Origin of the sequence: Algibacter miyuki (genome assembly GCF_030409805.1) — a bacterium.
GTDB classification, from domain to species: Bacteria; Bacteroidota; Bacteroidia; order Flavobacteriales; family Flavobacteriaceae; genus Algibacter; species Algibacter miyuki.
The window spans coordinates 643,740-656,971 of sequence record NZ_JAUFQP010000013.1 but is presented as its reverse complement, the minus strand read 5'-3'; the positions used below and the strand labels follow the sequence as shown (position 1 = coordinate 656,971).

Here is a 13,232-nt window from a genome sequence, read left to right as displayed (position 1 = left end):
TCGATTAAACGTCGATTATTTTTTTACAGGTTGAAGTTTAATATCCTTCAAATTAATGGCATTCCATTTTCCAGATACAGGCATTAAGGACAACTCATATTTACCAGGTTTATCCACTGTAAATTGTCCTAAGTCTGCTTTTTTAAATCGTTTTGGATTACTTCCTGTTGCGGTAACGTTTACGTTTTTAGAAGTTCCTGCAAGTGCTACTGTAATTTCAGTAGATTCACTTCCTGAATAGCCAAGCTCCACATTAAATGTGCTTGGTTTATCAATTTCGAAAGACCAATATACTCGAGCTGTTTCGCTATCCCAATGACTAACGCAGTCCCACTCCTCTTTGTATAGGGCGCCTGGTCCTTGTAAGTTTTCATATTGCGCTCTGTAAGCCGTAAGTACAGCCAGTCCGTTTTCATCTTGACCTAAAGCTTTTACAGGTAATGCATTGGGCATTTCCTTCAACTTTAAAACAATAACAGAAGCTACGCTATCTGGTGCTTTTCCTGTTAATTTCACTTGAATTCCATGATCTAAAGTTTCGGTTTTAAACGTTCTGCTTTCATCAGTAAGTAAATAACAAGATTCTACATTATTTTTTAATCGAATTGGCAACGCTGCTCCATCTTCCCAGTTGTAAACATGAAGATAAAGTAATGCTTTATCGTCAATGGTTTTCATGGTAATACGTCCCCAGTCTGGTTCGGTAGAAGTTGGACTTGCTTGTGTTCCGTAAATCGCTTCGGAATTTGTATCCATCCAAGCACCAATGGCTTTCATGCGTTCTACAGCTTCAGTTCTTAAAATGCCTTCTCGTGTTGGACTTACATTCAATAAATAATTTCCGCCTTTACTACTCTGGTCTATTAAATTATGAATTAAAGTTGGTATAGATTTGAAATTATCATCGTCGCTACGGTACCCCCAACTGCCGCTAACGGGTTGGCATAATTCCCAATATTTAGCTTCGGGTTGATGTCTTGGCCCGTTTCTTTCAAAAGTTTTATGATCTCCAGGATAATCGTCGCCCAAACGGTCGTTTGTAATAATCCATGGCTGTAATGCCGTGGTAATATGATGCAAGCTATCGACAACAGATTTTGTCATTTCACGAGGTGTATCCCACCAAAAATTTGATATCGGGCCATATTCTGTAAGTAACTGTTTTACTTCTGGCAATGCTTTTTCGTAAACATACGCGTCGCTACTAACACGCTCAAAAGATTTGTCCCAACTGTTCCCTAAACCACCCGGATGGTGCCAATCTTGAGCTTGCGAGTAGTAAAAACCGAATTTAAGGCCTTGCTCTTGGCAGGCGATAGATAATTCTTTTAAAATATCACGTTTAAAAGGCGTGGCATCTACAATGTTATAATCGGTGGCTTTAGAATCGAACATGGAGAATCCATCGTGATGTTTAGCCGTGATAATCATGTATTTCATTCCGGCTTGTTTGGCTAAAGCCACAAACTCGTCGGCATTAAATTTTGTTGGATTAAATTCGTCGGCAAATTTCTCATATTCAGCAACCGGAATTTTGCCTTTATTCATAATCCACTCGGCACTATTTGTTTGTGCTTCGCCGTTATAAAAACCAGCAGGAACCGTATAAATTCCCCAGTGAATAAACATACCAAATCGGGCGTCTTGCCACCATTCCATACGGGCTTCATCTGTTATATTTTCTGAATCGATATTCGCCTCTACAACTACAGTTTTTTCTACTTTAGAACCGCATGCTGTTCCTAAAAGAAAAACAAACAACATTGCACAAATACCTGATTTTTTCATCCTTGAATTTTTTATTATTTATTCTAAAAAAACATAATAGATACAATAATAAAAATAATAGACTTTTTACGGTATAAATCATGAGCCTTTCCATATAAACTATAGCTTATTTATGCGCTATATTAATGAAATGGGCTACTAACAAGCCGTTGATCTATTTTAAACAAAAATAAAATACTTTAATTTACACGTGATTCTGTAAATTATTTGATGACTTATTTATATAAAAAAAACGAAATTAAACTAATTCATAGTTGCCTTCAAAATAAAATCTACAATAGGTTTTGGGTCTTTTAAAGAATGTGGATGATGCCCTACTTCTGGTTTGTGAATCATGTTTAACTCCCAACCTAAACTATTTAAACGTTGCTCTAATAAAGCACTATTTTCTGCCACAGGAACAACCTTATCTGCATCGCCAACAACAATTAAAATTGGCACTTTTTGAACCGCAATATACTCCATGTGATTTATAGGATTTCCCAAAAATTGAGACGCTACTTCTTCGGAAAAACCATAGCTGCCTAAACAGGCTTCCCATGCTTTTTTAGAACCATCTCCAGAACCTTGCCCAGCAGGCCAACTTTTAAAATCGCAAACTGGTGCATCGGCATAAATACAGGCTACTTTTTCGGCATTTTGGTTCGCCCAATTAAAGATAATTAAACCACCTCTACTCATGCCTTCTAGCACGGCTTTAGGGTTTAATTTATATTTTTCTATTATGAAATCGTAAAAATCATTCCAAATATTAATAGCTTTCGGACTTCCGAATAAATTAGCCACTTCAATATACACCACATGAAACCCCGCATTTAAAAGTGCGATATCGGTTTGTGGTTCGTGCCCCCAAAATCGAGCCCGCCATATCCAATTTTTACTTGCGTTCGCCTTCTTCGGAAACACCACTTTATAAGCCACTCCATTTAAGGTACCTTCCTTTATTTTAAAACCATTCCACTTCTTTTTTACGGTTTCATTTTCTTCGGAAATAGTTTTAATTGAAGTTTCAAAATTAGCTTTTGCTTCCGTAGAACTTATTTCAGAAGAAAAACAATGAAAACTAATAAATATGATAATAAATAGGCTGAAATTTCTTTTCATTTTTGAATTTTGTTTAATGTACTGGATTTTCGATAATTGCTCTTGCATCCTCAGGACTTGTTTTTTGTTTTCCGGTTAATAGATAAATAATCATACCAGCATCCGACGGATCAAAATCTCCTTTTTTAATGCAAGTTAATTGCCTTTGATACAACCAATCTAATTGTTTTTTAGCTTCTTCCGAAGTATTTCTTATTGGTGAAGTATTTATCCAATCGAACATGGCTTTTGGCGCTTTCATACCTTCATAATCTTTCCCTCCATTTTGATCGGTTATTCTGTCGCAAATCAACCCGTAAGACTCAAAATTTTCTTTAATTTCATTCCAAGTCCAACCAGAATGTTCTTCCCAATCGTAAGGTTTATCAGAATGTCTATCGTTCCAATTCGAATGAGAAATAATTCTTACATATTTTAATTTTGCTTTTTTAGATTGTGAAATCGCAGATCCCACAACATGCATAGGCCCTGCAGCGACAATAGTTAACGGATTGCTCGCCTTAGATTTATTAATTTCTTTTACAATGGCATTAATGGCTTTTGTAGAATCGGCAACCGCTTCTAAGAAATTACTCTTTTTAAAATTATATATTTTTTGACCTTCTAAAGCACTGATTAACATTTCGGCTTTTCCTTTTTTCTTTTGATAATCGCTCCCCCAAATATGATCACTAAACGTGTAAACCGTTAGTTTATCCTGAAGTCCTTTTGCTGCCAAAAGCGCCAATGTAAAAGGTGTTGCCGCCCAATCGTCGTGATCGTGCTCATTACCATCAGAACTTACCACTATACGCCCAATAGAATACGGTACAGTCTGCGCGAAAAGACTAGAACTAAAAATTAATGTGATACAAATAAGAATAAAACCGAGTTTTTTCATTTTAAAATGCTGTGTTTATTAAATATTTTCTAGTTTCTTTAATCGTAATAAGGCTTCCAGGTAATAATAATCGGCATAAATAATTGGAACATCCATTTCCTTATTCTTTGGATGATGCCCTGTAGAATGCAGTAATAATGCATGATTTTCGGTTCCACTCAAATAAGCTTCAGACGACAATATGCTAATTATATTTTTTGCAGCATTATAATACTTTGTTTTCAATGATTCTGTTTTCACTAACCCTGCCAACTCTAACATGCCACAAGCTGCAACCGCTGCCGCAGAAGCATCTTTAGGCACATTTGGGATTTTTGGATCGTCGAAATCCCAAAACGGAATACCATTTTCCGGCAAACGTTCTAAAAATTTATCGGTAACTTTTATGGCTGTATTTAAAAAATCATCTCTCCCCGTTTCTCTGTATGCACAAGCAAAGCCATAAATACTCCAAGCTTGTCCGCGCGCCCACATAGAATCGTCAGCATATCCTTGATGTGCCACACCTCTAATAAACGCTCCAGTTTTATCGTCGAAAGACGCCAAATGGTATGTTGAATAATCGGGACGTACTAAGTTTTTCATGGAAACTTCCGCATGACTTTCGGCTATATCGTACAAGCTTTTACTTCCTCCGTTTTTTGAAGCCCAAAACAGCAACTCTAAATTCATCATATTATCAATGATGGTATTATGTGAATATTCATTTTTACTAGGCCAAGACAGTATTGAACCCACATTAGGGTTGTATAAAGTTGCCAAAGTATCGGCTGCAGCTAACATAATCTCTTTGTAAGTCTCATTTCCGGTTAAGCGATAGCCGTTACCGAAACTACAATACACCTGAAACCCGATATCATGGTCTGTGGCTGGCGTGTATGCAATGGTTTTTATAGGTAATGTGAAATTTTCAGCAGCTTGTTTTAAATCGGCATCCCCCGAAAACTCATAAGCATACCACAATATTCCTGGCCAAAAACCACTGCACCAATCGCGCACATGTCTTAATTTCCAATGCGTTTCACCTTTTGGTATATTTCTCGGAAAACTATCAAAAACAGTATATTTTGTTTCAACTTGCTTTATTTTTTCAACATTATCTTTTAAAATAGCATTGACACTAAATACAGAACCTTCTGTTAAAACAGCTTCTTTTTTTTTGGATTGACAAGCAAAACAAAATAACAAAACTATAAATAAAGTTGATTTAATAATACGCATTTTATTAAGGTTTAATTCAAACTAAAAGCTTTTGATATTTAGAATATTTTAATTCTATACAATTATATTAATTAATACTGAAGTATCGATTAAATTATCATTCCAAAGGTATAAATTATAGCTTTTTTAAGCGGTATTAGTCTGTATTTTCTTTCTAATTCAAAAACCTGAATACAGGATTCCTTTTTACAGCTTAACATAGATCTGCGTCATACCTCTCTTACATAATTACAAAACGTACAAGTTGCAAAAACACCTAATCAACTAGGTTACATCCCGTTCCTACACACCAAAAATGAGTCATAATTTATGCTGATTGATCTATAAGTTATAGTATAGTCTTCAAAATATAAATACTATTGTAACATACAAACTATTTAAATAGTTCTGAGTTAATTGTGTTTTAATTATAAAAAAGCGACACTATTAATTTGGAATTAACCAATTAAAATAAACTATATTTATGATGAAAAAAATTAAATTTCAGACCACGCTGAAAAAGCCTGTAAATCTATTTTGGATAATAGGTTTACTTATTTTCAGTATGACAAGCGTAGGGTATGCCAATACAAAACCTACTGCAGAACAAAACAAAACTATTACAGGTACAGTAGTCAGCTCCGAAGATAATATGGGTATTCCCGGAGTAAATGTTATTGTAAAAGGAACTTCTACAGGTGCCGTAACCGATTTTGATGGTAATTATAGTATAAATGTATCATCAAACAATGCTACCCTTTCATTTTCTTACATGGGGTATGTAACAAAGGAAATTATTGTTGGAAGTAACTCTAAAATCGATGTTTCCTTAGAATCTGACGTAGCCGCTCTAGATGAGGTTGTTGTCGTTGGTTATGGTACTCAGAAAAAAGAAACACTTACTGGTTCTGTAGAACAAGTTAAATCTGAAGCTTTTGAAGATTTAGCACAAGGTAGTCCTGCATTAGCGCTTCAAGGTAGGACTCCTGGTTTAACAGTTACGCGTTCATCATCTAGACCAGGCGATGAAGGTGTTAATTTCTTAATTAGGGGAGCTTCTTCCATTAATGGTATAGACCCACTTATCGTTATTGATGGTGTACCTTCTATAAACTCAGATTCTTTTAATAATATGAATCCGAATGATATTGAAAGTATAAGTGTACTTAAAGGTGGGTCAGCATCGGTATATGGTTCTCGTGCCGCCGGTGGTGTTATTTTAGTTACTACTAAAAAAGGTCGTGGTGACGTTAAGGTTGATGTAAGTTCTGTGCTCCGTATGGGAACCATTGGTATTCGCCCGCCATCACCATCTATGTCGGAATATGGACAACTTTATTTAGCAGCTGTAGATGAAGATATAGCTTCAAGTAAACCCCCTCGTTATTTCTTTTGGAGTGACCGTGCAACGGTACAACGAATTGCTAACGGAGAAGAAGGAATTTATGATTTACCAATTAACGGAAGTGTTTATTTAGGAAACTCTCCTAGATTTGACGAAATGTTTGGTAACTCATACTCTAGCCAACATAATATTAGTGTTTCTGGTGGTACTGAAAACTCTAATTTCCGCATCTCCGCAGGTTATGATCAAAATATAGGAGGTCTACTAGTAGCCGATGATGGTGTAGACAGGTATAATTTCTCTTTAAATTATAACGTTGATATAAGTGATAGATTGAACATTAATACTAACGTTACTTATTTTGACAATATTTATTCTGGACCTTCAGGCGGTGTAGATAGTGAAGCTATTACTTATGATGCCCCATTGTTCCCTACGTATAACCCACTTGGACAATACTATGGTAATTTTGGTGGTAATATTGGTGGTGGAAAAAACTCTGTTGCTAATGCCATTGGTGGTGGTCGTACAAATGACAAGAACCAGCAATTCAAAGTAGCAGCAATAGCTACTTACAAAATAACTGACGAGTTAAATGTTTCTGGATCTTATTCAATTAGCAAACAACATTCAGAAGATCAAACCTATGAGATAACCGTACCTACTTACAACTGGTATGGAGATGTAGCACCAGGCCAAGTTAATCCTACTTCATTTATTGAAGAAGAAACGGGGACTATTACTTATAAAAACTATAAAGCTGCTTTAAACTATAGCAATAGCTTTGGAGACCATAATATTTCTGGACTTGTAGCAATTGAAGCTGAGAAAAACACAAGCAATGGTTTAAGAGCAAGAAGAAACGGATTTGTTGACTATGGTGTATATGATTTAGATTTAGGTGCAACAGACCAACAAATTACTACTGAAGGTGGTGGTAATACTTGGGGGTTCTACGGATATATTGGTCGTGTAAATTATGATTATAAGAGTAAATACTTATTAGAATTACAAGGTAGACGTGATGGGTCGTCAAGATTTGCTGAAGGCGCAAAATGGTCTAATTATGGAAGTATTTCTGCTGGTTGGGTATTAAGCTCGGAAGAGTTCTTACAAGATAGCAAGATTATTTCCTTCCTAAAACTAAGAGGTGGTTATGGAGAATTAGGTAGTACATCTGGAATTGGTGAATTCGGGTACTTATCTACAGTAGATTTTGGTAACACTGTATTTGGACAAACAGATGCTGGTCAGCAAGTAACTTCTCGAGCAAGTAGTTTATTTAGTAGTACTACAACGTGGGAGCGTATTGCAACCAAAGAAATTGGTTTAGATTTCAGAATGTTTAACTCTAAACTATTTGGTTCTTTAGACTTTTTTCAAAAAGATAATAAAGGTATGCTTGTTAGAGGTATAACACCAGATGTATTAGGTACTACGGCTCCTTATACTAATATTGGTACTTTACAAACTAAAGGGTGGGAAGCTATGATAGGTTGGAGAGATCAAATTGAAGATTTCGAGTATACTGTAAGTGCCAACATAAGTGATACTCGTAATGAAATCACTAAATATGACGGAGCTCAATCTGTTGTTGCCGGGTTAAATGAAGCTTCAGAATCTGAAAATATTTTAGGAAGACCTATTAACTCTTTATATTTATACGAAACAAACGGATATTTTGATTCTCAAGCAGAAGTAGATGCATATTACTCAAGCTTGCAGCCAGGTGGTATTTTACCGTCGCAAACATCTAACGATGCCTTAAGACCAGGAGATATGAGAGTTGTTGATTCTAATGAAGATGGCAAATTAAATGAAAGTGATTTAACTTACCAAGGTGATAACGCAGCGCACTATGTATATGGAATAAATTTTGATATTAAGTATAAAAATTGGGATTTAAGCGCTTTTTTTCAAGGTACTTTAGAGCAGAAAGTTTACAGAACAGGATTTTTTGCACAACCTTTCCAAGCTGAATGGCAAAATCAATCTAACACATGGTTAGGTAGAACCTGGACCGAAGACAACCGTAACGCAGAATTCCCTAGATTAACTACGCAACGTGGATTATCTCAATGGAACTATCAATTTAAGGATCATATCCTTCAAAATAACCGTTACCTAAGACTTAAATCTTTAATTATTGGTTATAATATTAAAGGTCTAAAACTAGGAAACACACCAATAAATACCTGTCGTGTTTATTTCTCAGGAAATGATTTATTTGAATTAACCACAGTAAAAGACGGTTACGATCCTGAATTTCAGGCAGACACAAATGCAAGTGCTTATCCGTTTATGCGGACTTGGGCATTAGGCTTAAAATTATCTATTTAAGAAGAACACGAAATAATTAAATTCTAAACAAATGAAAAAATTAAGATATATAATATTACCGTGCTTGATGGTGTTTTTAGCATCCTGCGCAGAAGAATTTATAGATTTAACACCTCCAGCTGAAATTACTGACGAAGTTTATTTCAACGAAGCCGAACATTTTAATGCAGCAGCAAATAGATTTTATACTTATTTGTTAGATTGGGAAGACCAGGGTATTTATTCTGATCATGGATCAGACTTAATAGGCTATGATGAGGATAGTGAAATGCAAGTATACAGTAGAGGATTAACTCAAGCTCAAGCGAATGACGACTACTATTCAGACACTTATGAAGCCATTAGAGATATTAATCTTTTAATTTCTAGAGCAGAAAATTACGATGGTGAAGAAAGTATCGTAGAATATGTAGCTGCCACTAAATTTCATAGAGCATGGCAATATTTCTTTTTAATACAGCGATATGGTGGCGTACCATTAATTACTGAACCATTAACTGAAAATTCTGAAGAACTTTATGGAACCAGAAATAGTAGGTACGAAGTAGTAGCACAAATCATTACAGATTTGGACGATGCAATAGCTGGGTTACCTAGAGAACAAGATATTGCTTCTGACGACAAAGGAAAAATCAGTAAATGGGCTGCTATGGCATTTAAAGCTGATGTTTTATTACACGAAGCCACATGGATGAAAAACGTTGGTATAAGTACAGACGGTGACGGTGTATCTGAAGGGGCAGGTAGCGAAGGCTATGATCCATCTAAAATAGAACCGTATTTACAAGAAGTTATTACATTAACTAAAACAGTAATGGACCAAGGCGGTTATGAACTTTGGAATTACAATAACGTCCTTGATAATTTAAGCCACAATTTCTTATTCAACTTAGAAGGTTCTGGTTCTAACCCTGCTGGTTTAGATAAGGCAACTAATAAAGAATTTATCTTTTATAGTAAATTCGATTTTACATTTAGACAAGCCGGAACTTTAGTGAGTCACGTTTACCAAGGTAGAACAAAGCCTAGTAGAAAAATGATGGACATGTTTTTAACTACATCAGGTTTACCTATTGATAAGCCACTAAGCGGTTTCGCAGGTTATACCAACCCAGAAGATGAGTTCGAAAATAGAGACTTAAGAATGAGATCGTATTTTACCAATCATAAGTTCCTAGGTGTTATTCCAACTATTGATAACGATCCTGAATTAAGATTAGATGGCACCAATAAATTTGGATATTTTAATTCCAAATTTATGAGTTGGAAATGGGGTACAGATGAGGCTTATAGAGCTACAGCGACTGAGAGTTATGATATGCCGCATATACGCCTTGCTGAAGTATACTTAATGTATGCAGAAGCATTATATGAGTTAAACGACGCAATTACTGATGGAGAACTTAATGAATCTATCAATTTAGTAAGAGATAGAGCAGGATTACCCGCTTTAACTAATGCATTTGTAGCTGCAAACAACTTAGATATGCTAAACGAAATAAGAAGAGAGCGTACGATTGAATTATTTGCCGAAGGCGCAACTCGATTTAACGACCTTAAACGTTGGGGCTTAGCCGAAGCTGAATTGGGTGAAACTATTTTCGGCGCGGTTATTGAAGGCACTGTATATGAGAATAATACTGCTATTTACAAACCTGAAGTTTATGGATATGGAGAAGGTGTAGCAGAAACAGGTGTAGGAGAAAGAAGAGCTGTGATTGTTCAGCCAGCATCAATCCGTAATTTTTCTAGGGATAATTATTTATTCCCTTTACCTACTTCTCAAACAGGGTTAAACGCTAATTTACCGCAAAACCCAGGTTACTAGTTAAAGTAAAAAATAAATTTATATTTGATATTCTAAAAACCGGCAAATCGAAAATTCGATTTGCCGGTTTTTTTATTTCCTATGAAAAGAAACTTACGTTAAAACACGCCCCTATACAATCATAAAACCTTCAAATTAATAAATCCTACATATTTCATGATTTTGAAGAATTAACCTTAAAACTTCACTAAAACCAATAAAAACATTAATTTATTCATAAAAACATAAGAAATAACTTATAATTTATACTGATTGAACCATAAATTATAGTCATCTAGTTAAAAATGCGATAATATTGTTAAAGGGAGTTATTACTAAACCTTCTAATTTTAATTAGAACAAAAGTGCCCCTTATTAAGAGAGTTTGAGTTAAATATTATATAGTTTGAGTTAGTTTTTTATTGAAATAAGCAGTTGCAATTTTGTAGCTGCTTTTTTTATTATTCATATTTATAACTGCTTTTAAATATCTAAACAAAAAAAGGCCGCCTTTACAGACAGCCTTTATAACGAGTGACTAACTCAAAATAATTATTATTCCTACTAATTATTTTTTCTTGTTTTCTACTAAAGCGGTTTTTATAATTTGTGCAGCTTCATCAGCACCGTGAATTTCAGCATATTTAGCAGCTGTCATTTTCTTAGCCGTTTTCGCCTTTAAATTAGCACCATGCTTAATAAGTAATTCTAAAATTTCGGTTCTATTATATTTCGCCGCGTACATGGCAGGCGTCATACCGTTAGAAACCTGATTCACATCTTCGCCTATAGAAAGCAGTTTCATAACCGTATCAATATCACCTAAAGCGATAGAAACACAAAATGAATTTACCTTATAATACCGAACAATTTCCGGTGCATTATCAGTTGAAGTAAATGGGGTTGCATGTGCTGTTCCAAATGTAAAGCTTAATGCGATTGCAGAAATAATGATTGATTTTTTCATGATGAAAGATTTTTGATTTAATTAAATTGATTATGTTTTTTGATATACTTAAAAGACGACAGAAACTTAGAAGTGTTACACAAAAAATGAAAAAAACAGAATTTCAATACAAATTCCATCAATAATCACAGCATCAGTGGCAATTCAATCATATAATAAAGATGCTTCAAAATACTAGATTTTAAGGCCGCACTTACCCCTAACTTAAACCAAGTTATGTATATTTGTAACGTTTATTAAAACTGAAAAAAAATGAATAAAAAAGTTATTTTAATGATTCTTGACGGTTGGGGAAATTCTCCAGACCCTAAAGTTTCTGCTATCGACCACGCCAAAACACCTTTCATAGACTCACTATATAAAAAATATCCATTCGCCACGTTACGCACCGACGGTTTACACGTAGGTTTGCCAGAAGGCCAAATGGGAAACAGTGAAGTGGGCCACATGAATTTAGGAGCCGGTAGAATTGTGTATCAAGATTTAGCAAAAATTAATTTAGCTATTGAACAAGACACTCTAAAAGATGAAAAAGTATTAGTCGACGCCTTAAAATATGCTTCGGACAACAATAAAAACGTACATTTTTTAGGTTTATTAAGCGATGGAGGCGTACATGCACACACTAGCCATTTACGTGGTTTTATTGATGCTGCAAACAAAGCCGGTGTAAACTCTTATGTACACGCTTTTACAGATGGTCGTGATGTAGACCCAAAATCGGGTAAAGGTTATGTTGAAGATTTACAAAAATACACTGAAGGGACAAAAGCTAAAATAGCAACTATTACCGGCCGTTATTACGCCATGGACAGAGACAACCGTTGGGAACGTGTACAATTGGCTTATGACGCTATTGCGAATGGCGTTGGAAAGCTAACAGAAAATCCAACAGCTGAAATTCAAGCTAATTATGATAATGATGTTACTGATGAATTCATCAAGCCATTAATTATTACTGAAAACAATACGCCTGTTGCCAAAGTGGAAAAGGACGATGTACTTATCTTTTTCAACTTTAGAACTGATAGAGGTCGCGAATTAACCGAAATGTTAAATCAAAAAGATTTCCCGGAATACAACACAAAAAAAATAGATTTATACTACGTAACCATCACAAATTATAGCGATGCTTTTAAAGGCATAAAAGTAATTTTCAATAAAGATAATATTACCGAAACGCTTGGAGAAGTTTTATCCAAAAACGGAAAGAAACAAATTCGAATTGCTGAAACTGAAAAATACCCACACGTAACGTTTTTCTTTTCTGGCGGACAAGAAACGCCTTTTGAAGGTGAATCGCGTATTTTAAAGAACTCTCCAAAAGTAGCCACTTACGATTTAAAACCAGAAATGAGTGCCTACGAATTAAAGGATGCTTTAGTGCTAGAACTTGAAAAAGGTGAAGTAGATTTTGTTTGCTTAAACTTTGCTAATGGTGATATGGTTGGGCATACTGGTGTTATGGAAGCTGCTATAAAAGCTTGTGAAGCGGTAGACGACTGTGTGAACGATGTTATTACAACAGGTTTAAAAAACGGGTACACTACTCTAGTAATTGCCGATCACGGAAATTGCGAAACCATGATTAACCCCGATGGTTCGCCAAACACAGCGCACACCACAAACCCTGTACCGGTTATATTAGTAGACAACGAATTAAAAAGTATTAAAGATGGTGTTTTAGGCGATATGGCTCCAACCATATTAAAACTTATGGGTGTGGAACAACCAGCTGCCATGACGCAACATCCTTTAGTATAAATACAAATTACAACAACTTAAAGCGTATTGCTTGCCC

The 13,232-nt window shown here is 35.2% G+C and carries 8 protein-coding genes; 3 read left to right on the top strand and 5 right to left on the bottom strand.

Going from position 1 to position 13,232, the window contains the following annotated elements; all coding sequences use genetic code 11:
- Positions 1–15: 15 nt before the first annotated feature.
- The 4 genes from QWY92_RS15130 to QWY92_RS15115 all read right to left on the bottom strand — a co-directional run bounded on the left by QWY92_RS15130 (position 16) and on the right by QWY92_RS15115 (position 4,993).
- Positions 16–1,788 carry an alpha-L-fucosidase gene (locus QWY92_RS15130; RefSeq protein WP_290272729.1) on the bottom strand — a complete coding sequence of 591 codons (1,773 nt, stop codon included), beginning with the start codon at positions 1,786–1,788 and terminating at the stop codon, positions 16–18.
- Between the two features lie 243 nt (positions 1,789–2,031).
- Positions 2,032–2,892 (bottom strand): alpha/beta hydrolase family protein, encoded by an 861-nt coding sequence (locus QWY92_RS15125; RefSeq protein ID WP_290272728.1) that lies wholly within the window; start codon positions 2,890–2,892, stop codon positions 2,032–2,034.
- Positions 2,893–2,905: 13 nt separating this feature from the next.
- The gene (locus tag QWY92_RS15120) at positions 2,906–3,772 is read right to left on the bottom strand and encodes a hypothetical protein (protein WP_290272726.1); all 867 of its coding nucleotides are present in this window, start codon (positions 3,770–3,772) and stop codon (positions 2,906–2,908) included.
- An 18-nt stretch (positions 3,773–3,790) separates the two neighbouring features.
- Entirely contained in the window at positions 3,791–4,993 is a 1,203-nt protein-coding gene (locus QWY92_RS15115; RefSeq protein WP_290272724.1) for a glycoside hydrolase family 88 protein, read from the bottom strand.
- 463 nt (positions 4,994–5,456) lie between these two features.
- On the opposite strand from QWY92_RS15115, the gene QWY92_RS15110 reads away from it, so the two are divergent.
- Together QWY92_RS15110 and QWY92_RS15105 are read left to right on the top strand one after the other, a co-directional pair.
- The gene (locus QWY92_RS15110; RefSeq protein ID WP_290272722.1) at positions 5,457–8,657 is read left to right on the top strand and encodes a SusC/RagA family TonB-linked outer membrane protein; all 3,201 of its coding nucleotides are present in this window, start codon (positions 5,457–5,459) and stop codon (positions 8,655–8,657) included.
- 31 nt (positions 8,658–8,688) lie between these two features.
- Positions 8,689–10,485: a RagB/SusD family nutrient uptake outer membrane protein gene (locus tag QWY92_RS15105; RefSeq protein WP_290272719.1), complete on the top strand. Its 1,797-nt coding sequence runs from the start codon at positions 8,689–8,691 to the stop codon at positions 10,483–10,485.
- A 547-nt stretch (positions 10,486–11,032) separates the two neighbouring features.
- On the opposite strand, the gene QWY92_RS15100 is transcribed toward QWY92_RS15105, so the two are convergent.
- Positions 11,033–11,431: an ankyrin repeat domain-containing protein gene (locus QWY92_RS15100; RefSeq protein ID WP_290272716.1), complete on the bottom strand. Its 399-nt coding sequence runs from the start codon at positions 11,429–11,431 to the stop codon at positions 11,033–11,035.
- 252 nt (positions 11,432–11,683) lie between these two features.
- Here QWY92_RS15100 and gpmI point away from each other — a divergent pair, with 252 nt between their 5' ends.
- Entirely contained in the window at positions 11,684–13,195 is a 1,512-nt protein-coding gene (gene gpmI, locus QWY92_RS15095; protein ID WP_290272715.1) for a 2,3-bisphosphoglycerate-independent phosphoglycerate mutase, read from the top strand.
- Positions 13,196–13,232: the final 37 nt, after the last annotated feature.

What these genes read in the sequence shown, in the direction of transcription:
- QWY92_RS15130 (WP_290272729.1), bottom strand. Translation starts at nt 1,788, where the DNA reads ATGAAAAAATCAGGTATTTGTGCAATGTTGTTTGTTTTTCTTTTAGGA.
- QWY92_RS15125 (WP_290272728.1), bottom strand. Translation starts at nt 2,892, where the DNA reads ATGAAAAGAAATTTCAGCCTATTTATTATCATATTTATTAGTTTTCAT.
- QWY92_RS15120 (WP_290272726.1), bottom strand. Translation starts at nt 3,772, where the DNA reads ATGAAAAAACTCGGTTTTATTCTTATTTGTATCACATTAATTTTTAGT.
- gpmI (WP_290272715.1), top strand. Translation starts at nt 11,684, where the DNA reads ATGAATAAAAAAGTTATTTTAATGATTCTTGACGGTTGGGGAAATTCT.
- QWY92_RS15110 (WP_290272722.1), top strand. Translation starts at nt 5,457, where the DNA reads ATGATGAAAAAAATTAAATTTCAGACCACGCTGAAAAAGCCTGTAAAT.
- QWY92_RS15115 (WP_290272724.1), bottom strand. Translation starts at nt 4,993, where the DNA reads ATGCGTATTATTAAATCAACTTTATTTATAGTTTTGTTATTTTGTTTT.
- QWY92_RS15105 (WP_290272719.1), top strand. Translation starts at nt 8,689, where the DNA reads ATGAAAAAATTAAGATATATAATATTACCGTGCTTGATGGTGTTTTTA.
- QWY92_RS15100 (WP_290272716.1), bottom strand. Translation starts at nt 11,431, where the DNA reads ATGAAAAAATCAATCATTATTTCTGCAATCGCATTAAGCTTTACATTT.